Origin of the sequence: Rathayibacter sp. VKM Ac-2929 (genome assembly GCF_022815495.1) — a bacterium.
Lineage (GTDB): Bacteria > Actinomycetota > Actinomycetes > Actinomycetales > Microbacteriaceae > Rathayibacter > Rathayibacter festucae.
Map to the genome: position 1 here is coordinate 219,453 of NZ_JALGRV010000004.1, position 25,110 is coordinate 244,562.

Below are 25,110 nucleotides of genomic sequence, written 5' to 3' on the forward strand. Positions count from 1 at the left end.
GCCGGGCGGGCGCCGGGGCCGACTGTCGGAGGCCGTCGTTACGCTGGTGCGATGACCATGCAGCAGGCCGGACTCCGCTCCGGGGCGACGCCGCTCGCCGTGCGCATGCGTCCCCGCAGCCTTGAGGAGGTCGCGGGGCAGCGGCACCTGCTGACGCCCGGTTCGCCGCTGGTGGCCCTCGCGGCCGACACCACGGGTGAGCGCGGAGCCGTCTCCGTCATCCTCTGGGGCCCGCCCGGCACCGGCAAGACGACGCTCGCCCAGGCCGTCGCGCACTCCAGTGGCCGGCGCTTCGTCGAGCTCTCCGCCGTCACGGCCGGCGTGAAGGACGTCCGCCAGGTGATGGAGGAGGCGCTCTCCACCCGCGACCTCTACGGCACGTCGACCGTCCTCTTCCTCGACGAGATCCACCGCTTCACCAAGGCGCAGCAGGACGCGCTGCTGCCCGGCGTCGAGAACGGCTGGGTGATCCTCATCGCGGCGACGACCGAGAACCCGTCCTTCTCGGTGATCGCCCCGCTGCTCTCGCGCTCCCTGCTGCTCACGCTGAACACCCTCGACGACGAGGACCTCGGGCTGCTCGTCGACCGCGCGCTGCACGACGAGCGCGGGCTCCGCGACTCGGTGCGGCTCGACGACGAGGCCCGCGCGAGCATCGTCCGGCTGGCCTCCGGGGACGCCCGACGCGCGCTCACGGCGCTCGAGGCCGCCGCCACCTCCGCGAGGTCGGAGGCGCGCGAGGCGGATCGCGTCGCGCGGGCGACCGCGGGCGAGAGCGAGGAGGAGGAGGACGAGGACGAGGGCGTCTCCGCCGAGCCCGCCGTCGTCGAGGAGCCCGAGCTCCCGCTGATCACAGTGGAGGTGGTCGCCCGCGCCGTCGACCGCGCGCTGCTGCGCTACGACCGCAACGGCGACGAGCACTACGACGTCATCAGCGCGTTCATCAAGTCGATCCGCGGCTCGGACGTCGACGCGGCGCTGCACTACCTGGCCCGGATGATCGAGGCGGGGGAGGACCCGCGCTTCATCGCCCGCCGGATCATCGTCTCGGCCTCCGAGGACATCGGGATGGCCGACCCGCAGGCGCTCGTCGTCGCGATCGCCGCCGCCGACGCCGTCCAGTTCATCGGCATGCCGGAGGGGCGCATCCCGCTCGCGCAGGCCGTCGTCCACCTCGCCACCGCCCCGAAGTCGAACGCCTCCTACACGGCCATCGACAGGGCGATCGCCGATGTCCGCGCGGGCAAGGCCGGCCGGGTGCCGCCGCACCTGCGCGACGCGCACTACCCGGGCGCCAAGCGGCTCGGCCACGGCAAGGGCTACCGCTACCCGCACGACGCCGAGCTCGGCGTCCTCGAGCAGCAGTACCTGCCGGACGAGCTCCGCGGCGCGCGCTACTACGCGCCGACCGAGCACGGCAACGAGCGCGACGTGTCGGCCCGGCTGGCGAAGCTTCTCCGGATCATCCGAGGCCACGGCTGACGGTCGGGGACGGCGGACCCGGAACCGCGCGTGACGCGGGCTCCCGCGCCTGGTAGTCTTGCGAGGTTGCCCACCGCTCTGTAGCCGAGCGGAGCAGCGCATCCCTCTGAATCGCGCAGTCCGCCACCGCGGTCACCCTGCCTCCCGCACCCGCGGGGGGACACGACCTCGGCGCCCGCCCTCCTCCCGGAGCCGGCGGACGAGGACTGCGACCGAACCTCTCAGACCCTGGAAGGACCACAGTGTCGACCACCTCACGGACCCGTTCGAAGACGCGCCTCTCGCGCGCCCTTGGCATCCCCCTGACCCCGAAGGCCGCCCGCTACCTCGAGAAGCGTCCCTACGCTCCCGGTGAGCACGGCCGCTCGAAGCGCAAGGCCGACTCCGACTACGCGGTCCGCCTGCGAGAGAAGCAGCGTCTGCGAGCCCAGTACGGCATCCGCGAGAAGCAGCTGCGCATCGCCTTCCAGGAGGCGCGCCGCACCCAGGGCCTGACCGGTGAGAACCTGGTCGAGCTCCTCGAGATGCGCCTCGACGCCCTCGTCCTGCGCTCGGGCTTCGCCCGCACCACGGCGCAGGCCCGCCAGTTCGTCACCCACCGCCACATCATGGTGGACGGCCAGACGGTCGACCGTCCCTCCTTCCGCGTGAAGCCGGGCCAGGTCATCCACGTCAAGACCCGCTCCGAGGGCACCGAGCCCTTCCAGGTCGCGGCCGCCGGCGGACACGTCGACGTCCTCCCCAAGACCCCGGGCTACCTCGAGGTCGAGATCGACAAGCTCCAGGCGACGCTCCTGCGCCGCCCGAAGCGCGCCGAGGTCCCCGTGACCTGCGAAGTCCAGCTCGTCGTCGAGTACTACGCGGCTCGCTAGTCAGCGCACCCCCGTTGGAAAGGCCCCGGCTCCTGCCGGGGCCTTTCCTCGTTCCCGGGCCTCCTCGGCGCGCAGCCGCCGCCGTGCAGCCAGGTCGGTCCGGCTCGCGATCCGAGCTCCGGCTCGCGGATTCCGGGTGTTCCGGCGTGCCGGGGCCGTTCTCACGTGCCGAAGGCGTGCCGGTGCCGCCTCCGGCCGGACCAGGGCCGCCGTGCGCCGTCGGTAGGCTGGGGTGCCGCATCCGGCGGCGCCGAAACGGAGGTCATCGTGTCCGGTGGAGACATCGCAGGGCTCATCGCCGCGGGGGTGTTCGCGATCCTCGTCGCCGTCGCCGCGATCCCGCTCTGGAAGCTCGGTCGGGTCTTCGACAGCACGAGCGAGGCCATCAAGCAGGCCAGCGACGGCCTGACCCCGATCCTCGACGAATCGGCGTCGACGCTGCGCGAGGCGAACCAGCAGCTGGCTCGCGTCGACACCATCACGAAGGACGTGGCCGAGGTCACCGGCAACGTCAACGCGCTCGTCGCCCTGACCGCCGCGACGATCGGCGGACCGCTGATCAAGCTCGCCGGCTTCACCGCAGGAGTCCGCGCCGTCCTCGTCGCCGGCCGCACCGCCGACAAGGCGGGTGCCGCGGTCGGACGCGGCGCCGCGCGCCGCTCTCGGCGCACCCGCAGGTCGTCCTCCAGGTAGCCCCCTGCCCGCGCCCTACAATCGAGGGGGTCGCCGCGCCCTCGGGCCGGCTGCCGTGAGCAGGAAACGCTGTGGGAGGAATCGCTGTGAAGAACATCGTGCTGATCGTCATCGGGATCGGTCTCGGATTCGCGGTCGCGCACCAGGTCGCGCGCACCGAGGCGGGTGCTCGTCTTTTCGAGGACCTCAACCGCGCGGCGAAGGAGCTCGGCGACGCCGTCTCCGAGGGCTACCACCAGCGCGAGGCCGAGCTCAAGGCCGCCATCGGCGAGGGCTGACGCCCTGCCCGTCCCGGCGCACCCGACAGACCCGCACCACCCGCTGGAACCGCACCACCCGACAGACACCCGCGTCGACCAGGTCGACCGAAACGTAACGGAACCCATGCAGACCGCAGACATCCGCAACCGCTGGCTCGACTTCTTCGGAAGCCGCGGGCACACCGTGGTCCCCTCCGCCTCCCTGGTCAGCGACGACCCGAGCCTCCTCTTCACCGTCGCCGGCATGGTGCCCTTCGTGCCCTACCTCACCGGGGTCGTCCCCGCGCCGTTCGACCGCGCGACGAGCGTGCAGAAGTGCATCCGCACGAACGACATCGAGGAGGTCGGCAAGACCCCTCGCCACGGCACGTTCTTCCAGATGAACGGCAACTTCTCCTTCGGCGACTACTTCAAGGAGGGGGCGATCGGCTACGCCTGGGAGCTCCTCACCGGCAGTGAGAGCGACGGCAACCTCGGCTTCGACGAGAAGGACCTCTGGGTCACCGTCTACAAGGACGACGATGAGGCCATCGCGCTCTGGAAGAAGATCGCCGGACTGCCCGACGAGCGGATCCAGCGCCTCGACAAGGACACCAACTACTGGTCGACCGGCCAGCCCGGCCCCGCCGGGCCCTGCTCGGAGATCTTCTTCGACCGCGGGCCCGCCTACGGCATCGAGGGCGGCCCGGCCACCGACGACGACCGCTACGTCGAGATCTGGAACCTCGTCTTCATGCAGTACCTGCGCGGGCAAGGCACGAGCAAGGTCGACTTCGACATCCTCGGCGAGCTGCCGAGCAAGAACATCGACACCGGCATGGGTCTCGAGCGCGTCGCGTTCCTCAAGCAGGGCGTCGAGAACATGTACGAGATCGACCAGGTGCGCCCGGTGCTCGACCGCGCCGCCGAGCTCTCGGGCCGCCGCTACGGCGCCGTGCACGAGGACGACGTGCGGATGCGCGTCATCGCCGACCACGTCCGCTCCTCGCTGATGCTGCTCTCCGACGGCGTGACGCCGTCCAACGAGGGCCGCGGCTACATCCTGCGCCGCCTGATGCGCCGCACCGTGCGCGCGATGCGCCTGCTCGGAGTCGACACCGCGACGTTCCCCGAGCTGTTCACCGCCTCGCGCGACGCGATGGCCTCGGCCTACCCCGAGGTCTCCACCGAGTTCGAGCGCCTGTCGACCAGTGCCTACGGCGAGGAGGAGGCGTTCCTGCGCACGCTCGCGGCCGGCACCGAGATCCTCGACCTCGCGGTGCTGAAGACCAAGAAGGCCGAGGCGGCGACCCTGCCCGGCGACACCGCCTTCCTCCTGCACGACACCTTCGGCTTCCCGATCGACCTCACCCTCGAGATCGCCGAGGAGTCGGGCCTCAGCGTCGACCGCGAGGCGTTCGACTCCCTGATGACGGCGCAGCGCACCCGCGCGAAGGCCGACGCGAAGTCGAAGAAGAACGCCCTGGCCGACCTCTCGGTCTACGCCGACTTCCGCGCCAAGGGCGAGACGCTCTTCACGGGCTACGACGTCCTCGACACGGAGTCCCGGATCCTCGGCCTCATCGTCGGCGGCCACGCGGTCCAGAAGGCGGTCGCCGGCGACATCGCCGAGGTGATCCTCGAGGCGACCTCGCTGTACGCGGAGTCGGGCGGGCAGGAGGCCGACGCCGGCCGCATTGTCGGCAACGGCTTCGACCTCGAGGTCCTCGACGTGCAGAAGCCCGTCAAGGGCCTGATCAGCCACAAGATCCAGGTCGCCAGCGGCGAGGTCGGGGTCGGCGACGCCGCCACCTCCGTCGTCGACCGCGACTGGCGCCGCGGTGCGCGTCAGGCGCACTCCGGCACCCACCTCATCCACGCGGCGCTCCGCCAGGTCCTCGGCTCGCAGGCGCACCAGTCCGGCTCGTTCAACAAGGCCGGCTACCTGCGCCTCGACTTCTCCTGGAACCAGGCGCTCTCGCTCGAGACCCGCAGCGAGATCGAGGACATCGCCAACGGCGCGATCCGCGACAACCTCGAGGTCGTCACCCGCGAGCTCCCGCTCGACGAGGCCAAGGCGCTCGGCGCGATGGCGCTCTTCGGCGAGAAGTACGGCGAGGTCGTCCGCGTCGTCGACATCGGCGGCCCCTGGTCGCGCGAGCTGTGCGCCGGCACCCACGTCGGCACCTCCGCGGAGATCGGGCTGATCAGCCTGATCAGCGAGTCCTCGGTCGGCTCGACCAACCGCCGCGTCGAGTCGCTCGTCGGCCGCGAGGCGCTGAGGGAGCTCGTCGCCGAGCGCGCCCTGGTCAGCACCATCTCGTCCTCGCTCAAGACCCCGCGCGAGCAGCTGCCCGACCGGATCGCCGAGCTCGTTGCGAGCCTCAAGGCCGCCGAGAAGCGGATCGCGACCTTCGAGGCCCGCGCCCTCGCCGAGCGGGTCCCCGCGATCGCCGCGACGAAGCGCTCGATCAACGGCGTGACGATCGTCGCCGAGAACGTCGGCACGGCCGGCTCGGGCGACGAGCTCCGCTCGCTCGTCATCTCGGTGCGCGAGCGCCTCGGCCAGGACGCGGCGGTCGTCGCCCTCGCGGCCGACGTCGCCGGCAAGCCCGCCGTGATCGTGGCGACCACCCCCGCCGCCCGCGAGCTCGGCCGGAAGGCGGGCGTTCTCGCCCGTCGCGCGGCCGGTGTCCTCGGCGGCGGCGGAGGCGGCAAGGACGACCTCGCCCAGGGCGGCGGCTCGGACGTGTCCGCCATCGGCGCGGCGCTCGACGCCGTCGTCGAGGAGGCGACGCGCTAGATGGAGAGGTTCGGCGTCCGGCTCGGCATCGATGTGGGCCGTTCCCGCATCGGTGTCGCGCGCTGCGACGCCGACGGCCTCCTCGCCGTGCCGGTGGAGACCGTCGCGCGCGTCGCGGAGGCGCCGGACGGCGCCGACGTCGCCCGGATCGCGGCCCTCGCCGCCGAGTTCGGCGCGTCGGCGATCGTCGTCGGCCTCCCGCTGTCGCTGTCGGGCGCCGAGACGGCCTCGACGGACGACGCCCGCGCCTTCGCGGCGCGCCTCGCCTCCGCCGTCCCGACCGCCCCGGTGCGGCTCGTGGACGAGCGGCTCTCGACGGTGAGCGCCCAGAGCGCGCTGCACCGCTCGGGACGCAGCACCCGCGGCTCCCGCGCCGTGATCGACCAGGTCGCCGCCGTGGTGATCCTGCAGCACGCCATCGATTCCGAGCGCTCGTCCGGTACCCCCGCCGGATCCGCGCTCGAACCGAACGAAGGACGACCCAGCCGTGACCGACGTCCCCCCGAGCCGCCGCGCCGCCCGCGCCGCGGAGGCCGATCAGCAGAGTCAGCTCCCGCACGACCCGGAGCAGCACCCCGCCTCTGAGACGGAGCCGACGGCGGCCGACTCGATCGACCACCTGTTCGCCGGCCCCGAGGTCGGCGCCCCGCGCGACCGCGGAGAAGCCGTCGCCGCCGCGCACCCCGACGCCGCCCCCTCCACCCGCCGCCGCCGCGCGAAGCGCGAGAACAGGCCCCGACGCAGCCGTCGCGGGCTGATCGGCGGGCTCCTCGCCTTCGGCGTCTTCGTGGCCCTGGTCGCGATCGCGGTGACGATCTTCGTCGAGCCCGTCCGCGCGCTGTTCGCGGAGCCGGAGCCGACCGACTTCACCGGCACCGGCACGAGCGAGGTGGTCTTCACCATCCACCAGGGCGACGGCGGCAGCACCATCGCCGAGAACCTCGTCGCGGACGGCGTCATCAAGTCGTATACGCCGTTCTACGAGCTGCTCCTCGCGGAGAACCCCGAGCCCGTCTTCCAGCCCGGTGCCTACTCGCTGAAGGCGGAGATGAGCGCGAAGGCGGCGCTCTCCGCGTTGCTCGACTCGGACTCGACCCGGCTCGCCAACACCTTCGTCATCCCGGAGGGCACCTCGCTCAAGGGCGCGCTGCCGCTGATCGCGGACGGCTCGGGCGTCGCCCTCGCCGACCTCGAGGCGGCCGCGGCCGACTGGGGCTCCTACGGTCTCCCCGCCGAGGCGACGAGCCTCGAGGGCTTCCTCTTCCCGGCGACCTACGACATCGACCCGGGCACCTCGGCGCACGACATCCTGCAGACGCTCGTGAACCGGATGTACCAGTCGCTCGACGCGGCGGGCGTGCCGGTCGAGAACCGCTATCGCACCGTCGTGTTCGCCTCGCTCGTGCAGCGCGAGGCCCGCGTCGCCGAGGACTTCCCGAAGGTCGCGCGCGTCTTCCAGAACCGCCTCGACCAGGGCTGGCGCCTGCAGTCGGATGCGACCGTCGCCTACGGCACCGGAGCCACCGACCGGGTGACCACGACCGACGCGGAGCGCAATGACGCGAGCAACGTCTACAACACCTACCAGCGCGACGGCCTGCCGCCCGCGCCGATCTCGAACCCGGGCGACGTCGCCATCCAGGCGGTGCTGCAGCCCGCGGACGGCACCTGGCTCTACTTCGTCACGGTCAACCTCGAGACCGGCGAGACGGTGTACTCGACCACCGATGCGGAGCACAACGCCGCGGTGGCGCAGTGGCAGGCGTGGATGCGGGACCACCCGGAGTACCAGTGATCGCGGAGCCGGCGCCGGGCGGGCGCCGGCTGGCGGTCCTCGGCTCGCCGATCGAGCACTCGCGCTCGCCCCAGCTGCACGCGGCGGCCTACCGGGTGCTCGGGCTCGACTGGAGCTACACGGCGGTCGAGGCGACGGAGGCGACGCTCGCCGCCGTCGTCGCCGATCCGGTCGCGCTCTGGCACGGCCTGTCGCTGACGATGCCGCTCAAGCACGCGGTGCGGCCGCTGCTCGACGAGGAGGACCTGGTCGCGCGGGCGACCGGCGCCGTCAACACGGTGCTGCTCGACCGCTCCGCCGACGCACCCCGCCTGCGCGGCTTCAACACCGACGTGGCCGGGATCGTCCGGGCGCTCGGCGAGGCCGGCGTGCACTCGGCCGAGCGCGTCGAGATCCTCGGGGGAGGGGCGACCGCCGCCTCCGCCCTCGCCGCGGCGGCCGAGCTGGGCGCGGCGCGGGTCACCGTCACACTCCGCTCGCCGGAGAAGGCCGCGCCGCTGGCCGCGATCGCCGCCGCCGTCGGCGTCGCCCTCGACGTCCGCCCGTTCTCGGACTGGGACGGTGCGGACGCGGCGCCGCTGCTCGTCTCGACGCTGCCGGGCGGCGCGTCGGCCGAGCTGGCCGTGCCGGATGCGGTGGTCGCGGCCTCGACGCTCTTCGACGTGGCCTACTCGCCCTGGCCGAGTCCGCTCGCGCTGCGCTGGGGCGCGGCCGGCTCGCCCGTCGTGTCGGGGCTGGGGATGCTCCTGCACCAGGCGCTGCTGCAGGTGCGGGTGTTCGCCGGCGGCGACCCGGCCGTGCCGCTGCCGGACGAGGACGCGGTGCTCGCGGCGATGCGCGCGACGCTGCCGGCCGACTCCACCGCCTGAGCCCGCGGGGCGCGAGTCCGGTCGGGCGCGTGTGCGAGAATCGGAGGATGCTCCGTTGGCTCACGGCCGGGGAATCCCACGGCCCCGAACTCGTCGCCGTCCTCGAAGGACTGCCGGCGGGTGTCCCCGTCTCCCTCGACGACGTCCGCGCCGACCTCGCCCGGCGCAAGCTCGGCTACGGTCGCGGCGCCCGGATGAAGTTCGAGCAGGACGAGCTGAACGTCTCGTCCGGCATCCGCCACGGCGGCACGACGGGCGGCCCGATCGCGCTGCGCATCGGCAACACCGAGTGGGCGCGCTGGGTCGACGTGATGGCGGCCGAGCCGCGCGATCCCGAGACGCTGCCCAAGGGGCGCGGCGCCGCGCTCACCCGCCCGCGCCCGGGTCACGCCGACCTGGTCGGCATGCAGAAGTACGGCTTCGAGGAGTCGCGCAACGTCCTCGAGCGCGCGTCGGCCCGTGAGACGGCCGCTCGTGTCGCGCTCGGCGCCGTCGCCCGCCGCTTCCTCGGCGAGCTCGGCATCACCCTCGTGAGCCACACCCTCGCCATCGGCCCGGTCCGCGTGCCGGAGGGTTCGGCCCTGCCGACCCCCGCCGACGTCGACGCGCTGGACGCCGATCCGCTGCGCTGCCACGACGCGGCGACCAGCGCCCTGATGGTGGCCGAGGTCGACCGCGCGCACGAGGACGGCGACACCCTCGGCGGCGTCGTCGAGGTCCTCGCCTACGACCTCCCGCCGGGACTCGGCTCCTACGTGCACTGGGACCGCCGGCTCGACGCGCAGCTGGCTGCCGCGCTGATGGGCATCCAGGCGATCAAGGGCGTCGAGGTCGGCGACGGCTTCCTGACCACCACCCGCCGCGGCTCCGAGGCCCACGACGAGCTGTTCGTCGCCGAGGGCGGCATCGGCCGCTCGAGCGATCGCGCCGGCGGCACCGAGGGCGGCATGAGCACGGGCACCGTCCTGCGGGTCCGCGCCGGCATGAAGCCGATCGCCACCGTCCCGCACGCGCTGCGCACGGTCGACGTCGCGACCGGCGAGGCTGCGGGCGCGCACCACCAGCGCTCGGACGTCTGCGCGGTGCCCGCCTCGGGCGTCGTCGCGGAGGCGATGGTCGCGCTGGTGCTCGCGAACGCCGTGCTGGAGAAGTTCGGCGGCGACAGCGTCACCGAGACCCGCCGCAATCTGCAGGGCTACCTCGACGCGATCCCGGAGGAGCTGCGCACGCTCGCCGCCAGCGATCCGGCGCTCGGTCTCGTCTGATGCCCGAGCACCTACCTGGGCGGGCCCGCTGATGGCGGGTCACGATACCGGCGCGGCCCGCGCCCGCGTCGTCCTGATCGGCCCGATGGGGGCCGGCAAGACGACGATCGGCAAGCGGGTCGCGAAGGCCCTCGCGGCCGAGTTCGTCGACTCCGACGCGGAGTTCGTGCGCCGGCACGGTCCGATCGCCGCGTACTTCGACCTCCACGGCGAGGCCTCCTTCCGCGTGGAGGAGCGCCGCGTCGTCGAGCAGGCCGTCCGCCGCGGCGTCGTGCTGAGTCTGGGCGGGGGAGCGGTGCTCGACGAGGGCACGCGCGCCGACCTGGCCGGCGTCCCCGTCGTACTGCTGACCACGACCGCCGAGGCCGTGCGCGACCGGCTCGGCTCCGGCCGCCCGCTGGTGCGCGGCGGCGTCGCGGACTGGACGCGCATCTTCGAGTCGCGACGCGCCGTCTACGAGTCGCTCGCCGACACCGTCGTCGACTCCTCGCGCCGCCCGATCACGACCCTGGCAGCCGAGGTGACCGCCTGGGTGCGCGAGCGCGAGGCGGCCGTCGGCGCGCCCGCTGCCGGCACCACCGAGTCCACCGGCACCACCGAAGCCACCAGCACCACAGAACCGGCGGCCCCCACCGGCCGCCCGACCGGAAGAAGAGCATGAACGACGGCGCCACCGCCCTCACCGTCACCGGAGAGAACGGCTACGACATCACGGTCGGCCGCGGCCTCCTCGACGGCCTCGCCGACGCGATCGGCCCGCGAGCGGCCAAGGTGCTGATCGTGCACCCGCCGACCCTCGCGGTCCTCGCCGCCGAGATCCGGGAGAGCCTCCTCGACCGCTACGAGGTGCTGCTCGCCGAGGTGCCCGACGCCGAGGCCGCCAAGCGCGTCGAGGTCGCCGCCTTCTGCTGGCAGGTGATGGGTCAGTCCGACTTCACCCGGACCGACGCGGTCGTCGGCTTCGGCGGCGGCGCGATCACCGACCTGGCCGGCTTCGTCGCCGCGACCTGGCTCCGCGGGGTCGACCTCGTGCAGGTGCCGACCACGGTGCTCGGCATGGTCGACGCGGCCGTCGGCGGCAAGACCGGCATCAACACGGCCGAGGGCAAGAACCTCGTCGGCGCCTTCCACGCGCCCCGCGCCGTCGTCGCCGACCTCGACGTGCTGACGAGCCTGCCGCGCAACGAGATCCTGGCCGGCTTCGGCGAGATCGTGAAGTACGGCATGATCGCCGAGCCGCGGATCCTCGACATCATCGAGTCGGACGTGGACCTCGCGACCGACCCGACGTCGGAGGAGTTCCGCAGCCTGGTCGAGCTGTCGATCGGCATCAAGGCGCGTGTGGTGAGCGAGGACTTCACCGAGAAAGGTCTGCGCGAGATCCTCAACTACGGGCACACCCTCGGCCACGCGGTCGAGCACGCCGAGCGCTACCAGTGGCGGCACGGCGCGGCGGTCTCGGTCGGCATGATGTTCGCGGCGGAGCTGTCCCGGCTCACCGGCTCGCTCAGCGACGCCGTCGTCGATCGCCAGCGCAGCGTCCTCGAGTCGCTGACGCTGCCGACGAGCTACCCGCTCGGCCGCTGGGAGACGCTGCTCGCCGCGATGCAGCGCGACAAGAAGTCGCGCGCGGGCATGCTCCGCTTCGTGGTGCTCGACGACCTCGCTCGCCCGAGCATCCTGCAGGGACCGGAGACGTCGCTGCTGTTCGCGGCGTACCAGGAGATCGGCGCGTAGCGGCAACTGGCGGGGTCAGCCCTGCCGGTCGTCCGGCCCGCGGTCGCCGGTGAGCGCGGCCTCGCGGGCACGGGCGTGCTCCTCCGCGCTGATCGTTCCGGCGGCGCGCAGCCGGTCGAGCTCGGCCAGGCGATCGGTGAGCGAGGAGCCCGCCGGGCCGATGCCGTGGCGGAGGTAGCGGGCGGCCATGTCCGTCTGCATCGTGGTCGGGTCGACGCCGAGCCGGCGGCCGCGACGCACATTGCGGACGATCAGCACGATGATCAGGACGATCACCGCGACGATGACGATCGGCACGATCGCGAAGACGACCGCGAACCACGGCGGAACGATGTTCTGGCCCGGGAGCGTCGGTGCGAAGAAGTCCGAGCGGGCCGCCGCGGAGATGATCCCGGAGTGAGCGGTGCTGAGGGTCATGCGACCTCCTCGGTCGTGGGCGTCCCTCCAGTCTGCTCCGGGTGCTCCGACGACGCATCGCCCGGCCGGGGGAGGCGGCCCGGCCGCTCGCGGGCCGGACCGACTACACTCGATGGGTTGGCCGGATCGGCCGATCAGCAGACTTCCACGAAACGGATCCCCCTTCGCATGGCCTCTACCACCGACATCAAGAACGGCACCGTCCTCAGCATCGACGGTCAGCTCTGGAACGTCATCGACTTCCAGCACGTGAAGCCGGGCAAGGGCGGCGCGTTCGTGCGCACCAAGATGAAGAACGTGCTGACGGGCAAGGTCGTCGACAAGACCTTCAACGCCGGCGCCAAGATCGACACGGCCAACGTCGACCGTCGCGACTTCCAGTACCTCTACCGCGACGGCGCGGACTTCGTCTTCATGGACACCTCGGACTACGACCAGATCACCGTCCCCGAGGCCGTCGTCGGCGAGGCCGCGAACTTCATGCTCGAGAACCAGAACCTCACCCTCGCCCTGCACGACGGCGACCCGCTCTACGTCGAGCTCCCCGCCTCCGTCGTGCTGGAGATCACCTACACCGAGCCGGGCCTGCAGGGCGACCGCTCGACCGGCGGCACCAAGCCCGCGACCGTCGAGACCGGCTACCAGATCCAGGTCCCGCTCTTCCTCGAGCAGGGCACCAAGGTCAAGGTCGACACCCGCACGGGCGACTACCTCGGCCGCGTCAGCTGAGCCGGGCCTTCTGTGAGCGCTCGGACGAAGGCGCGCAAGCGCGCCCTCGACATCATCTACAACGCCGACGTGCGGCAGATCTCCTTCTCGGAATCGCTGCGCTCCGAGGCGGAGCGCGCGGCCAACGAGCCGGCGCGTGAGGCCTCCTGGCTCTACGCCCGCGAGATCGTCGACGGCGTCATCGACAACGCCGACGAGATCGACGCGCTGATCGCGCAGCTCGCCAAGGGCTGGACGCTCTCGCGCATGCCGCTCGTCGACCGCGCGATCCTCCGCATCGGCGTGTGGGAGATCCTGCACAACGACGCGGTCCCGGACGGCGTCGCGATCTCCGAGGCCGTCGAGGCGGCGACCCTGCTCTCGACCGACGACTCGGCCGGCTTCATCAACGGCCTGCTCGCCTCCGTCGCCGAGTCGCACGCGACGGCCTGACGCCCGCGGGTCTCGATACGCGCCTGCGGCGCTACTCGACCAGCATGGAGGTCGCCGCCACGGCGGCCCCTTTGCATGCTGATCGAGTAGCCCGCGGAGCGGGCGTATCGAGATCCACCACCGTCAGGACGTGAGTCTGCGGATCGGCCCCCCCTGAGGACGGTGGGTCTCGATACGCCCTTGCGGGGCTACTCGACCAGCATGAAGGGCCGCCGCCGCGTTCTTCGCCTCACCGCTCGATCAGCATGATCGGGGAAGGGCGCGGCGCCTGCGCCGCTCCACGTCCGCGGCAGGCGGACCCCTATACTCGGGGAGGCATTTCCTTTAAGGCCGTCCAGAGAGACGGGGAAGGAGGTCGGTGTGACGGCACGAATCGTGCTCAGCAGCGCTGACATCACGCGCGCTCTGACGCGCATCGCTCACGAGATCCTCGAGTCGAATCGCGGCGCGGAGTCGCTGGTGATCCTCGGGATCCCGACCCGCGGAGTCGCGCTCGCGCGGCGGATCGCCGAGACGATCGCCAGGATCGAGCCCGGGGCCGACCCGGTGTTCTCCGGCTCGCTCGACGTGACGATGTACCGCGACGACCTCGCCCACCACCCGACGCGGATGCCCGCGCGCACCGCGGTCCCGGCGAGCATCGACGGCCGCACCGTCGTCCTGGTCGACGACGTGCTCTTCTCCGGCCGCACCATCCGCGCGGCCCTCGACGCGCTGAGCGACATCGGCCGCCCCCGGGCCGTCCGTCTCGCCGCCCTGGTCGACCGCGGACACCGCGAGCTGCCGATCCGCGCGGACTTCGTCGGCAAGAACCTCCCCAGCAGCCTCAGCGAGCGGATCAACGTCCGCCTGGTCGAGACCGACGGCGAGGACCTCGTCGCGATCGAGTCCGCACCGGACGGAGGCACCCGATGAGGCACCTGCTCTCCACCCGCGACCTCGACCGCGCCACCGCGATCGGCCTCCTCGACATCGCCGAGGACATGTCGGACGTGCAGAACCGCGAGGTCAAGAAGCTGCCGACCCTGCGCGGGAAGACCGTGGTCAACCTCTTCTTCGAGGACTCCACCCGCACCCGCATCTCGTTCGAGGCCGCGGCGAAGCGGCTCTCGGCCGATGTCATCAACTTCAGCGCCAAGGGCTCCAGCGTCTCGAAGGGCGAGAGCCTCAAGGACACCGCGCAGACCCTCGCGGCGATGGGCGCGGACGGCGTCGTCATCCGCCACCACGCGTCCGGCGCCCCGGCCGTGCTCGCGGCCAGCGGCTGGATCGACGCCGCCATCCTCAACGCCGGCGACGGCACGCACGAGCACCCCACCCAGGCGCTGCTCGACGCCTTCACCATCCGCCGCCGGCTGCACGGCGCCGCCGCCTCCCGCGGCAAGAGCCTCGACGGCGTCGCCGTCACGATCGTCGGCGACATCCTGCACTCGCGGGTCGCCCGCTCGAACGTCTGGCTGCTGACCGCGCTCGGCGCGGAGGTCACCCTCGTCGCCCCGCCCACGCTCGTCCCCGTCGACACGCTCGACTGGCCGGCGACGATCCGCTTCGACCTCGACGACGCGATCGACTCCGGACTGCCCGACGTGGTGATGCTGCTGCGCATCCAGCTCGAGCGGATGTCGAGCGGGTTCTTCCCCAACGGCCGCGAGTACGCGCGGATCTGGGGCCTGGACGACGAGCGGCTCGCCCGCCTCGGCCCGGATACCATCGTGATGCACCCCGGACCCATGAACAGGGGCGTCGAGATCTCCTCGGCCGCCGCCGATTCGAGCCGCTCCACGGTGCTCGAGCAGGTCGCGAACGGGGTGTCCGTGCGGATGGCGGCGCTGTACCTGCTGCTGTCCGGTGAAAGGGAGGTCCTGTGATGACCGGTACGAGGATCCTCCTCTCGGGAGCGACGCTCGCCGACGAGACGACGGCCGACGTCCTGATCGACGGCGGGACGATCGTCGAGATCGGCACCGACGTCGACTCGAGCGGCGCGCGCGTGATCGACGCCGACGGGCTCCTGGCGCTGCCGGGTCTCGTCGACCTGCACACCCACCTCCGCGAGCCCGGCTTCGAGCAGAGCGAGACCGTGCTGACCGGCACGCGCGCCGCGGCGGCGGGCGGCTTCACCGCGGTCTTCGCGATGGCGAACACGTCGCCGGTGCAGGACACGGCCGGCGTCGTCGAGCAGGTGCAGAGCCTCGGCGAGGACGCGGGCTACGCCACCGTCCGCCCGATCGGCGCCGTCACCGTCGGCCTCGCGGGGGAGTCGCTCGCCGAGCTCGGTGCGATGGCCCGCAGCCGTGCCGCGGTGCGCGTCTTCTCGGACGACGGCAAGTGCGTCTCGGACGCGCTGCTGATGCGCCGCGCGCTCGAGTACGTGAAGGCCTTCGACGGGGTCGTCGCCCAGCACGCGCAGGAGCCGCGGCTCACCGTCGGCGCGCAGATGAACGAGGGCGCCGTCTCCAGCGCCCTCGGGCTGCAGGGCTGGCCGGCCGTGGCGGAGGAGGCGATCATCGCGCGTGACGTCCTGCTGGCCGAGCACGTCGGCTCGCGGCTGCACGTCTGCCACGTCTCGACCGCCGGCTCCGTCGACGTGATCCGCTGGGCCAAGGCCCGCGGCATCGACGTGACGGCCGAGGTCACCCCGCACCACCTGCTGCTCTCCGAGCAGCTGATCGCGGGGGTCGACGGCGCCCCGGGCTACGACGCCCGCTACAAGGTCAACCCGCCGCTGCGCCGCGACGAGGACGTGCTCGCCCTCCGCGAGGCCCTCGCCGACGGCACCATCGACATCGTCGCCACCGACCACGCCCCGCACCCGGTCGAGGCGAAGGACTGCGAGTGGGACGCCGCCGCCTTCGGCATGGTCGGCCTCGAGAGCGCTCTGAGCGTCGTGCACGCCGCGGTCGTCGAGGACGGCCGGCTGAGCTGGTCGGACGTCGCCCGCGTGCTCTCCTCCGCCCCCGCGCGGATCGGCCGGCTCGACGGCTACCAGCACGGCCTCGCCGTCGGCGCCGCGGCCAACGTCGTCCTCTACGACCCCGAGGTCCGCCGCCGCTTCTCCACCGGCGACCTGCGCGGGCGCAGCACCAACTCGCCGTACCTCGGCCGGGAGCTGCCGGGCCGCGTCGTCGCGACGCTGCACCGCGGCGTCCCGACCGTCCTCGACGGCGAGCTCGTCGACGCGGCGACCGTCGCCGCGGCAGCGAGGGGCGCCCGTGGATAGGACCGCCATCGCGATCGTCATCGCCGCGGCCGTCACCCTCGTCTTCATCGGCATGGCGCTGTCCTGGCGCGCGCGCCGGCGCCGCTCCGCCGCGCTCGCCCCCGAGGCCGTGCCCGCCGCGTCGCTCGGCGCCGAGCGCGAGGCGGTCGAGCTGCCCTACGTCGCGACCACCCGCTTCGAGCAGCCGCTCGAGCGCGTGGTGCTGCCGGGCCTCGGCTTCCGCGGCCGGGCGACGCTCCGCCTGCACGCGCGCGGCGTGGTGATCGCCCCGGTCGGCGAGCGCGAGACCGTGATCCCCGCGGCGCTCCTCCGCGGTGCCGGAGAGGGCTCCTACGCCATCGACCGCGCGGTCGAGGAGGGCGGGCTGCTCGTGCTCTCCTGGTCGCCGCGCGGCGAGGAGATCGTGGACAGCTACCTCCGCGTGGCCGATCCGGCGCTCCGACGACGACTGGTCGACGAGCTCCAGCGGCTCGCCGGCCCCGATTCCTCCCCCTCCCACCCCGGGACCGCCGACGGCGGCTCCGACTCGATCCAGAAGGGCTCCTAGTCCGTGCCAACCACACGCCTCAGCACCGAACCCACCGCCGTCCTCGTCCTCGAGGACGGGCGACGATTCTCGGGTCAGGCCTACGGCGCACGCGGCCGCACGCTCGGTGAGATCGTCTTCGCGACCGGCATGACCGGCTACCAGGAGACGCTGACCGACCCGTCCTACGCGGGTCAGATCGTCGTGCAGACCGCCCCGCACATCGGCAACACCGGGATGAACGACGAGGACGAGGAGTCGCGCCGCATCTGGGTCGCCGGCTACGTCGTCCGCGACCCCTCCCGTGTGGTCTCGAACTTCCGCTCGCAGCGCTCGCTCGACGACGACCTGGAGAAGGACGGCATCGTCGGCATCTCCGGGGTCGACACCCGCGCGATCACCCGGCACATCCGCTCGCTCGGCTCGATGCGCTCCGGCGTCTTCTCCGGCGAGGACCTCGCCCTCCCCGAGGAGGAGCAGCTCGCCCTGGTGCTCGGCGGCGCGCAGATGGCGGGCCTGAACCTGTCGTCCTCCGTCTCCACCGAGGAGCGCTACACCGTGCCCGCGCAGGGCGAGCGCGTCGGCTCGGTCGCCGTGATCGACCTGGGCGTGAAGACCTCGACGGTCAACTACCTCTCCGAGCGCGGCTTCGACGTGCACGTCCTGCCCGAGTCGACGACCGCCGAGCAGGTGCTCGCGCTCGACCCCTCCGCGCTGTTCTTCTCGAACGGGCCCGGCGACCCGGAGGCCTCCGACCGCCACGTCGACCTGCTGCGCACCACGCTCCGCGCCGACCTGCCGTTCTTCGGCATCTGCTTCGGCAACCAGCTGCTCGGCCGCGCGCTCGGCTTCGGCACCTACAAGCTGCCGTTCGGCCACCGCGGGATCAACCAGCCGGTCCTCGACAAGCTGACCGGCCGGGTGGAGATCACCTCGCAGAACCACGGCTTCGCGGTCGACGCGCCGATCGACGGCGAGCTCGACTCGCCCGAGGGCTTCGGCCGGGTCGAGGTCAGCCACTACAGCCTCAACGACTCGGTCGTCGAGGGCCTGCGCTGCCTCGACATCCCCGCGTTCTCGGTCCAGTACCACCCGGAGGCGGCGGCCGGCCCGCACGACTCGAACCACCTCTTCGACCGCTTCCGCGCCATGGTCGTGCAGCGCACGGCCGAGCAGGGCGGCGCCGAGCCCGCCACCGCAGACTCCACCACCTCGACCACCACCGGAGAGCAGAAGTAATGCCCCGCAGGGAAGACATCAGAAGCGTCCTCGTCATCGGCTCCGGCCCGATCGTGATCGGCCAGGCGGTCGAGTTCGACTACTCGGGCACTCAGGCCTGCCGCGTGCTGCGCGAGGAGGGCGTCCGCGTCATCCTCGTCAACTCCAACCCGGCGACGATCATGACCGACCCGGACTTCGCCGACGCGACGTACGTCGAGCCGATCACCCCGAAGGCGATCGAGGCGATCATCGCCAAGGAGCGCCCCGACGCGATCCTGCCGACCCTCGGCGGCCAGACCGCGCTCAACGCCGCGATCCAGCTGCACGACCTCGGGATCCTGGAGAAGTACGACGTCGAGCTGATCGGCGCGAGCTTCGAGGCGATCAACCGCGGCGAGGACCGCCAGATCTTCAAGCAGCTCGTGCTGGACGCGGGTGCCGACGTCGCCAAGTCGTACATCGCGCACACCGTCGAGGAGGCGATCGGCTTCGCCGAGGACCTCGGCTACCCGCTGGTCATCCGCCCCTCCTTCACCATGGGCGGCCTCGGCTCCGGCTTCGCGCACTCGGTCGACGAGCTCGTGCGGATGGTCGGCGACGGCCTGCACCAGAGCCCGACCACCGAGGTGCTCCTCGAGGAGTCGATCCTCGGCTGGAAGGAGTACGAGCTCGAGCTGATGCGCGACACGGCCGACAACACGGTCGTCGTCTGCTCGATCGAGAACGTCGACCCGGTCGGCGTGCACACCGGCGACTCGATCACGGTCGCTCCGGCGCTGACCCTGACCGACCGCGAGTACCAGAAGCTGCGCGACATCGGCATCCGGATCATCCGCGACGTGGGCGTGGACACCGGCGGCTGCAACATCCAGTTCGCGATCGACCCCGCCGACGGCCGGATCATCGTGATCGAGATGAACCCGCGCGTCTCGCGCTCGTCGGCGCTGGCCTCGAAGGCGACCGGCTTCCCGATCGCCAAGATCGCCGCGAAGCTCGCGATCGGCTACCGCCTCGACGAGATCCCGAACGACATCACCAAGGTGACCCCGGCGAGCTTCGAGCCGACCCTCGACTACGTCGTGGTCAAGGTGCCGCGCTTCGCCTTCGAGAAGTTCCCGGCCGCCGACAAGACGCTGACCACGACCATGAAGTCGGTCGGCGAGGCGATGGCGATCGGCCGCAACTACGCGCAGGCGCTGCAGAAGGCGCTCCGCTCGCTGGAGAAGCGCGGCTCCTCCTTCCACTGGGGCGAGCAGTCGCGCTCGGTCGAGGAGCTGCTCGAGATCGCGAAGACCCCGACCGACGGCCGCATCGTCACGGTGCAGCAGGCACTGCGCCTGGGCGCGAGCGTCGAGCAGGCCTTCGACGCCACCAAGATCGACCCGTGGTTCCTCGACCAGATCGTGCTGATCAACGAGATCGCCGAGCTGGTGCGCGAGCACGACGGCCTCGACGCCGGCGTCCTGCGCCTGGCGAAGGACCACGGCTTCTCCGACGTGCAGATCGCCCAGCTGCGCGGTCTCGACGAGGCCGAGGTGCGCCGCATCCGCTACGACCTCGCCGTCCGCCCGGTCTACAAGACGGTCGACACCTGCGCCGGCGAGTTCCCCGCGCTGACGCCGTACCACTACTCCTCTTACGACGAGGAGACCGAGGTCGTCGCGGCCGACCGCCGCAAGGTCGTCATCCTCGGCTCCGGCCCGAACCGCATCGGTCAGGGCGTCGAGTTCGACTACTCCTGCGTGCACGCGTCGTTCGCGCTCTCGGCCGCCGGGTTCGAGACGATCATGATCAACTGCAACCCGGAGACGGTCTCGACCGACTACGACACCTCCGACCGCCTGTACTTCGAGCCGCTGACGCTCGAGGACGTGCTCGAGGTCATCCACGCGGAGTCGCAGTCCGGCGAGCTCGTCGGTGTCGTCGTGCAGCTGGGCGGCCAGACCGCGCTCGGCCTCGCCGCCGGCCTCGAGGCCGAGGGCGTGCCGATCCTCGGCACCACCCCCGCCAACATCGACCTCGCGGAGGAGCGCGGCGCGTTCTCCCGGATCCTCGACGAGGCCGGCCTGCTCGCCCCGCGCAACGGCACGGCGACCGACCTCGGGGGCGCCCTCGAGGTCGCGGTCGAGATCGGCTACCCCGTCCTCGTCCGCCCGTCGTTCGTCCTCGGCGGCCGCGGCATGGAGATCGTCTACGGCTCCCCGCAACTCGAGGACTACTTCGCTCGGATGGCCGACGAGGGGATCATCGACGCGACGCACCCGCTGCTCGTCGACCGCTTCCTCGACGACGCGATCGAGATCGACGTCGACGCGCTCTACGACGGCGAGCAGCTCTACATCGGCGGCGTGATGGAGCACATCGAGGAGGCCGGCATCCACTCCGGCGACTCGGCCTGCACGCTGCCGCCGGTCACCCTGGGCCGCCAGCAGATCGACAAGGTCCGCGAGGCGACCCTCGCCATCGCCGAGGGCGTCGGCGTCCGCGGCCTGCTCAACGTGCAGTTCGCGATCGGCCAGGGCGTGCTCTACGTCCTCGAGGCGAACCCGCGCGCCTCGCGCACCGTGCCGTTCGTCTCGAAGGCGCTCGGCATCCCGCTCGCGAAGGCCGCCTCGCGCCTGATGGTCGGCGAGACCATCGCCGAGCTCAAGGCCGAGGGCCTGCTGCCCGAGCGCGACGGCTCCGACGTGCCGATGGACTCGCCGATCGCGGTGAAGGAGGCGGTCCTGCCGTTCAAGCGCTTCCGCACCAAGGAGGGCAAGATCGTCGACTCGCTGCTCGGCCCCGAGATGCGCTCGACCGGCGAGGTCATGGGCATCGACCGCGACTTCCCCCGGGCGTTCGCGAAGAGCCAGGAGGCGGCCTACGGCGGGATGCCCGCCAGCGGCACCGTGTTCATCTCGGTCGCCGATCGCGACAAGCGCTCGATCGTGCTGCCTGCGTTGCGCCTGCGCCAGCTCGGCTTCGAGATCCTCGCCACCGAGGGCACGGCCGAGGTGCTCAACCGCAACGGCATCCAGGCCCGGGTCGTCCGCAAGTACAGCGAGGAGGCCGTCGACGACGCGCCCTCGATCGTGGAGCTGGTCAACCGCGACCAGGTCGACGTCGTGATCAACACGCCGAGCGGCGGGGCCTCCCGTGCCGACGGCTACGAGATCCGCGCCGCCGCGGTCGCCGCGGACAAGCCGCTGTTCACCACCATCGCCCAGCTCGCCGCGGCCGTCGCCTCGCTCGACGCCGCCGCCGAGCCGTTCGAGGTGACGAGCCTGCAGGACTACGCGGTCCGCCGGGCGGAGCGCACCGCGTGACGGACGCCGTCGCGCAGCCGGGCGCCGAGTCCTTCGGCGCCCGGCTCGAGGCCGCGTTCGACGCGTTCGGGCAGCTCTGCGTCGGGATCGATCCGCACGCGTTCCTGCTCGACTCCTGGGGCCTGGACGACAGCGCGGCGGGCCTGGAGTCCTTCGGCCGGCGGGTCGTCGAGGCCTCGGCCGGCCGGGTCGGCCTGGTCAAGCCGCAGGTCGCGTTCTTCGAGCGGCACGGCTCCGCGGGCTACGCGGCGCTCGAGCGCGTCCTCGCCGACGCGCGCGCCGCGGGCCTGCTGGTCATCGCGGACGCGAAGCGCGGCGACATCGGCACGAGCGTCACGGCCTACGCCGAGGCCTGGCTCCGGCCGGGCTCGCCGCTCGAGGCCGACGCGATGACGGCCGCCGCCTACCAGGGCGTCGGCTCGCTCGAGGGCATGCTCGCGCTGGCCGAGGAGTCGGGCAAGGGCGTCTTCGTCCTCGCCGCTACCTCCAACGCCGAGGCGCGGCCGGTGCAGCGCGCGCTGCTGCAGGACGGGCCCGCCGCCGGCTCGACCGTGGCGCGCGCGGTGCTGGCCGACGTGGCATCCTGGAACGCGGGACACGCGCGCTCGTCGATCGGCTCGGTCGGCGTCGTGCTCGGGGCCACGGTCGCGCTCGGCGACTACGGCATCGGCACGGGCACTCCGCTCCGCCCCGCACTGCCGGTGCTGGCGCCCGGCTTCGGCCACCAGGGCGCCGACACCGCGGACGCGTCGCGGCTGTTCGGAGCGCTGGCCGCCTCGACGATCGTGAGCGAATCGCGCAGTGTCCTCGGCGCCGGCCCGGACGGGATCGCCGCCGAGATCGACCGCCGAGCCGCACACCTCCAGGAGACCCTTGTCCGCTGAAGCCGTCAGCCCGATCGACCCCGCCGCCGAGGCGCCGTCCGGCGCGCGCCGTCCTGCACCGCCCGCCGTCGACCGCCGCGCCGCCTCGGAGGCCGCGATCGCCGCGCGCCGCGCCCGCGCCCAGGTGAAGAAGGGCGTCGCCGCCGGCGACCGGCTCGCGACGGCCGTGCTCGCCGCCGCGCAGGAGGACCCGACCGGCGTCGAGGGGCGGATGCGCGTCAGCGAGCTGCTGCGCGCCGTCCCCGCCCTCGGCGTAGTGAAGACGCCCCGGGTGATGGAGCAGCTCGGCATCGCGCCGTCCAAGCGCCTGGGCGGCCTCGGCCGTCGTCAGGTCGAGGGCCTCGGCGCGTTCCTGGAGGAGCGCGAGTCGCGCCAGCGCCGCGGCGAGCGCAACCGGCTCGTCGTGCTGGCCGGTCCGACCGCGGTCGGCAAGGGCACCGTCTCCGGCTACATCCGCGAGAACTACCCCGACGTCCTGCTGTCCGTCTCGGCGACCACGCGTGCCCCGCGCCCCGGCGAGATCGAGGGCGTCAGCTACTACTTCGTCGACGACGCCGAGTTCGACCGCATGGTCGAGGCGGGGGAGTTCCTCGAGTACGCGACGGTGCACAACGCCTACCGCTACGGCACGCCCCGCGGCCCGATCGACGCGGCCCTCGCCGCCGGTCGCCAGGTCATGCTCGAGATCGACATCCAGGGCGCGCGGCAGGTCCGCGAGCGGATGGGCGACGCCCGGCTCGTCTTCCTGCTGCCTCCGAGCTGGGAGGAGCTGGTGCGCCGCCTGGTCGGCCGCGGCACCGAGAGCGCGGAGGAGCAGGAGCGCCGACTGGCCACCGCAAAGGTCGAGCTGGCCGCGCAGGACGAGTTCGATTTCTGCGTCGTCAACAGCACCGTGCCCGAAGCGGCCCGCGAGGTCGTAGAATTGATGTCGCCTCGCTCCGACAGCACGACCGCCGATCCGGGTCGCTGAGACCGAGACCACCGACCACCTCCGGGCCTTGCCCCGATCGCCCTCCCCGGTGATCGCGCGCCGTGCCGCTCCGGAGCCGCAGATCGGCGCTTCGCGCCACGCTAGGAGACACCATGGCCAACAACCTCGGCATCATCGACCCGCCCATCGACGAGCTGCTCTCGAAGGTCGACTCGAAGTACGCGCTCGTCATCTTCGCCTCCAAGCGCGCGCGCCAGATCAACGACTACTACGCCGACCTGCACGAGGGCAGCCTGTTCGACAACGTCGGCCCGCTGGTCGACTCCACCATCGACGACAAGCCGCTCTCCGTCGCGCTGCACGAGATCAACGAGGACAAGCTCGTCGCCCGTCCGGTCGCCGAGCCCCTCGACGAGTAGTCCCGACCGGGGGCGCTCCGCGACATGCGGTCATCGAGACGGGCCGCACGGCTGAACGTCGTCGTCGGGATCACCGGCGGCATCGCCGCCTACAAGGCGGTCGGAGTCGTCCGCGCGCTGGTCCTCGAGGGCCACGACGTCCACGTCGTGGCCACCGAGGCGGCGCTGCGCTTCGTCGGGAAGCCGACGCTCGAGGCGATCTCGCGGAACGCGGTGCACACCGAGCTCTACGAGGGCGTCGCCGAGGTGCGGCACGTGGCGATCGGCCAGGCGGCCGACCTGATCGTGATCGCTCCGGCGACAGCGCACACCCTGGCCAAGCTGGCGACCGGCCTCGCCGACGACCTGCTCGGCAACACCGTGCTCGCCAGCACCGCTCCGGTCGTGGTCGCTCCGGCGATGCACACCGAGATGTGGGCGAACGCGGCGACGGTCGCGAACGTCGCGACGCTCCGCTCCCGCGGCGTCCACCTCGTCGGCCCGGCCGTCGGCCAGCTCACCGGCGCCGACTCTGGCCCGGGCCGGATGGAGGAGCCCGCGACGATCGTCGCCGAGGCCCTCGCCGTCCACGCGCGGGCCACCGCCGCCCGGCGCGACCTCGAGGGCCTGCGCGTCCTCGTCACCGCCGGCGGCACCCGCGAGCCGCTCGACCCGGTCCGCTTCGTCGGCAACCGCTCCAGCGGCCGGCAGGGCGTCGCGCTCGCGCTCGCCGCGGCCGCGCGCGGAGCGAGGGTCACCCTCCTCGCCGCGAACCTCGACATCGAGGCGCCGCAGGGCGTCACGGTGGTCCCCGTCGGGACCGCCCAGGAGCTGCGCGAGGCCGCGCTCGCCGCCGCCCGCGACGCCGACATCGTGATCATGGCCGCGGCCGTCGCCGACTACCGTCCGGCCGACGTCTCCGAGGCCAAGATCAAGAAGGAGCAGCAGGGCGACCGCCTCGTCCTCGAGCTCGTGAAGAACCCCGACATCCTCGCCGAGATCTCCGCCGCGAAGACCGACGGGCAGCTGATCGTCGGCTTCGCCGCCGAGACCGAGCCCGACCGGGACGCGATGCTCGCGCTCGGCCGCGCCAAGATCGTCCGCAAGGGCTGCGACCTGCTCGTCCTCAACAGGGTCGGCTGGGCCGAGGGCTTCCAGAGCGACAGCAACACCGTGGTGGTCCTCGATCCGGCCGGAGATATAGTGATCGAGGCTTCCGGCAGCAAGGCGTCGGTCGCCGATCGCGTCCTCGACGTGGTCGCGCGCTAGGGCGTCACCCTGGCCCGGTC

The 25,110-nt window shown here is 72.5% G+C and carries 24 protein-coding genes; 23 read left to right on the top strand and 1 reads right to left on the bottom strand.

Translation table 11 applies throughout. The features are described from left to right. Nucleotides 1-51: 51 nt before the first annotated feature. From MT355_RS13605 to aroB, 11 genes are all read left to right on the top strand, one after another. Nucleotides 52-1,482 carry a replication-associated recombination protein A gene (locus tag MT355_RS13605; protein ID WP_243599937.1) on the top strand — a complete coding sequence of 477 codons (1,431 nt, stop codon included), beginning with the start codon at nt 52-54 and terminating at the stop codon, nt 1,480-1,482. Nucleotides 1,483-1,724: 242 nt separating this feature from the next. Then, the gene (rpsD, locus tag MT355_RS13610) at nt 1,725-2,354 is read left to right on the top strand and encodes a 30S ribosomal protein S4 (RefSeq protein WP_123446206.1); all 630 of its coding nucleotides are present in this window, start codon (nt 1,725-1,727) and stop codon (nt 2,352-2,354) included. 267 nt (nt 2,355-2,621) lie between these two features. Further along, entirely contained in the window at nt 2,622-3,047 is a 426-nt protein-coding gene (locus MT355_RS13615) for a DUF948 domain-containing protein (RefSeq protein WP_123446207.1), read from the top strand. Nucleotides 3,048-3,133: 86 nt separating this feature from the next. Further along, a complete protein-coding gene (locus tag MT355_RS13620) occupies nt 3,134-3,325 on the top strand; it encodes a hypothetical protein (RefSeq protein ID WP_243599938.1) in 192 nt (63 codons plus the stop codon). Nucleotides 3,326-3,431: 106 nt separating this feature from the next. Next, nucleotides 3,432-6,089, top strand: a complete 2,658-nt coding sequence (alaS, locus tag MT355_RS13625; protein WP_243599939.1) for an alanine--tRNA ligase — start codon at nt 3,432-3,434, stop codon at nt 6,087-6,089. Then, nucleotides 6,090-6,674, top strand: coding sequence for a Holliday junction resolvase RuvX (gene ruvX / locus MT355_RS13630; protein ID WP_123446210.1), 585 nt, complete (start codon nt 6,090-6,092; stop codon nt 6,672-6,674). Beyond that, nucleotides 6,577-7,884, top strand: a complete 1,308-nt coding sequence (gene mltG, locus MT355_RS13635; RefSeq protein ID WP_243599940.1) for an endolytic transglycosylase MltG — start codon at nt 6,577-6,579, stop codon at nt 7,882-7,884. Before ruvX ends, mltG begins: the two co-directional genes overlap by 98 nt. Then, a complete protein-coding gene (locus MT355_RS13640; protein WP_243599941.1) occupies nt 7,881-8,753 on the top strand; it encodes a shikimate dehydrogenase in 873 nt (290 codons plus the stop codon). The genes mltG and MT355_RS13640 overlap by 4 nt, the downstream gene beginning before the upstream one ends. Nucleotides 8,754-8,800: 47 nt before the next feature. Next, entirely contained in the window at nt 8,801-10,018 is a 1,218-nt protein-coding gene (gene aroC / locus MT355_RS13645) for a chorismate synthase (RefSeq protein ID WP_123735836.1), read from the top strand. Between the two features lie 31 nt (nt 10,019-10,049). Next, entirely contained in the window at nt 10,050-10,679 is a 630-nt protein-coding gene (locus MT355_RS13650; protein ID WP_243599942.1) for a shikimate kinase, read from the top strand. Continuing rightward, complete coding sequence (aroB, locus tag MT355_RS13655; RefSeq protein ID WP_123446214.1) at nt 10,676-11,755, top strand: 3-dehydroquinate synthase; 1,080 nt, start codon at nt 10,676-10,678, stop codon at nt 11,753-11,755. Before MT355_RS13650 ends, aroB begins: the two co-directional genes overlap by 4 nt. 15 nt (nt 11,756-11,770) lie before the next feature. Here the strand turns inward: aroB and MT355_RS13660 are convergent, their stop codons facing one another. Beyond that, the gene (locus MT355_RS13660) at nt 11,771-12,172 is read right to left on the bottom strand and encodes a hypothetical protein (protein ID WP_243599943.1); all 402 of its coding nucleotides are present in this window, start codon (nt 12,170-12,172) and stop codon (nt 11,771-11,773) included. A gap of 168 nt (nt 12,173-12,340) precedes the next feature. Here MT355_RS13660 and efp point away from each other — a divergent pair, with 168 nt between their 5' ends. The 12 genes from efp to coaBC all read left to right on the top strand — a co-directional run bounded on the left by efp (nt 12,341) and on the right by coaBC (nt 25,090). Beyond that, nucleotides 12,341-12,901: an elongation factor P gene (efp, locus tag MT355_RS13665; protein WP_243599944.1), complete on the top strand. Its 561-nt coding sequence runs from the start codon at nt 12,341-12,343 to the stop codon at nt 12,899-12,901. A 12-nt stretch (nt 12,902-12,913) separates the two neighbouring features. After that, a complete protein-coding gene (gene nusB / locus MT355_RS13670; RefSeq protein ID WP_123446217.1) occupies nt 12,914-13,333 on the top strand; it encodes a transcription antitermination factor NusB in 420 nt (139 codons plus the stop codon). A gap of 360 nt (nt 13,334-13,693) precedes the next feature. Then, on the top strand, nt 13,694-14,248 hold the full coding sequence (gene pyrR, locus MT355_RS13675) for a bifunctional pyr operon transcriptional regulator/uracil phosphoribosyltransferase PyrR (protein ID WP_243599945.1): 555 nt from the start codon (nt 13,694-13,696) through the stop codon (nt 14,246-14,248). After that, nucleotides 14,245-15,201 (top strand): aspartate carbamoyltransferase catalytic subunit, encoded by a 957-nt coding sequence (locus MT355_RS13680; protein ID WP_123704396.1) that lies wholly within the window; start codon nt 14,245-14,247, stop codon nt 15,199-15,201. Before pyrR ends, MT355_RS13680 begins: the two co-directional genes overlap by 4 nt. Next, nucleotides 15,201-16,553, top strand: a complete 1,353-nt coding sequence (locus tag MT355_RS13685) for a dihydroorotase (RefSeq protein WP_132436275.1) — start codon at nt 15,201-15,203, stop codon at nt 16,551-16,553. Before MT355_RS13680 ends, MT355_RS13685 begins: the two co-directional genes overlap by 1 nt. Continuing rightward, a complete protein-coding gene (locus MT355_RS13690) occupies nt 16,546-17,100 on the top strand; it encodes a hypothetical protein (RefSeq protein ID WP_243599946.1) in 555 nt (184 codons plus the stop codon). Before MT355_RS13685 ends, MT355_RS13690 begins: the two co-directional genes overlap by 8 nt. Before the next feature lie 3 nt (nt 17,101-17,103). Next, nucleotides 17,104-18,318, top strand: a complete 1,215-nt coding sequence (gene carA, locus MT355_RS13695) for a glutamine-hydrolyzing carbamoyl-phosphate synthase small subunit (protein WP_159422545.1) — start codon at nt 17,104-17,106, stop codon at nt 18,316-18,318. Then, nucleotides 18,318-21,608 (top strand): carbamoyl-phosphate synthase large subunit, encoded by a 3,291-nt coding sequence (carB, locus tag MT355_RS13700; RefSeq protein WP_243599947.1) that lies wholly within the window; start codon nt 18,318-18,320, stop codon nt 21,606-21,608. Before carA ends, carB begins: the two co-directional genes overlap by 1 nt. Next, nucleotides 21,605-22,492 (top strand): orotidine-5'-phosphate decarboxylase, encoded by an 888-nt coding sequence (pyrF, locus tag MT355_RS13705; RefSeq protein WP_243599948.1) that lies wholly within the window; start codon nt 21,605-21,607, stop codon nt 22,490-22,492. Before carB ends, pyrF begins: the two co-directional genes overlap by 4 nt. A gap of 13 nt (nt 22,493-22,505) precedes the next feature. Then, nucleotides 22,506-23,462: a guanylate kinase gene (gmk, locus tag MT355_RS13710; RefSeq protein WP_243600281.1), complete on the top strand. Its 957-nt coding sequence runs from the start codon at nt 22,506-22,508 to the stop codon at nt 23,460-23,462. A 113-nt stretch (nt 23,463-23,575) separates the two neighbouring features. Then, nucleotides 23,576-23,842 (top strand): DNA-directed RNA polymerase subunit omega, encoded by a 267-nt coding sequence (gene rpoZ / locus MT355_RS13715; RefSeq protein WP_123446225.1) that lies wholly within the window; start codon nt 23,576-23,578, stop codon nt 23,840-23,842. Between the two features lie 51 nt (nt 23,843-23,893). Beyond that, nucleotides 23,894-25,090 carry a bifunctional phosphopantothenoylcysteine decarboxylase/phosphopantothenate--cysteine ligase CoaBC gene (coaBC, locus tag MT355_RS13720; RefSeq protein ID WP_243600282.1) on the top strand — a complete coding sequence of 399 codons (1,197 nt, stop codon included), beginning with the start codon at nt 23,894-23,896 and terminating at the stop codon, nt 25,088-25,090. Nucleotides 25,091-25,110 lie beyond the last annotated feature (20 nt).

Excerpts from the sequence above, each read along its gene's own strand:
- aroB (WP_123446214.1), top strand. The coding sequence starts at position 10,676 with ATGAACGACGGCGCCACCGCCCTCACCGTCACCGGAGAGAACGGCTAC.
- MT355_RS13650 (WP_243599942.1), top strand. The coding sequence starts at position 10,050 with ATGGCGGGTCACGATACCGGCGCGGCCCGCGCCCGCGTCGTCCTGATC.
- ruvX (WP_123446210.1), top strand. The coding sequence starts at position 6,090 with ATGGAGAGGTTCGGCGTCCGGCTCGGCATCGATGTGGGCCGTTCCCGC.
- carB (WP_243599947.1), top strand. The coding sequence starts at position 18,318 with ATGCCCCGCAGGGAAGACATCAGAAGCGTCCTCGTCATCGGCTCCGGC.
- MT355_RS13605 (WP_243599937.1), top strand. The coding sequence starts at position 52 with ATGACCATGCAGCAGGCCGGACTCCGCTCCGGGGCGACGCCGCTCGCC.
- efp (WP_243599944.1), top strand. The coding sequence starts at position 12,341 with ATGGCCTCTACCACCGACATCAAGAACGGCACCGTCCTCAGCATCGAC.
- alaS (WP_243599939.1), top strand. The coding sequence starts at position 3,432 with ATGCAGACCGCAGACATCCGCAACCGCTGGCTCGACTTCTTCGGAAGC.
- aroC (WP_123735836.1), top strand. The coding sequence starts at position 8,801 with ATGCTCCGTTGGCTCACGGCCGGGGAATCCCACGGCCCCGAACTCGTC.
- MT355_RS13685 (WP_132436275.1), top strand. The coding sequence starts at position 15,201 with ATGACCGGTACGAGGATCCTCCTCTCGGGAGCGACGCTCGCCGACGAG.
- MT355_RS13680 (WP_123704396.1), top strand. The coding sequence starts at position 14,245 with ATGAGGCACCTGCTCTCCACCCGCGACCTCGACCGCGCCACCGCGATC.
- MT355_RS13660 (WP_243599943.1), bottom strand. The coding sequence starts at position 12,172 with ATGACCCTCAGCACCGCTCACTCCGGGATCATCTCCGCGGCGGCCCGC.
- rpoZ (WP_123446225.1), top strand. The coding sequence starts at position 23,576 with ATGGCCAACAACCTCGGCATCATCGACCCGCCCATCGACGAGCTGCTC.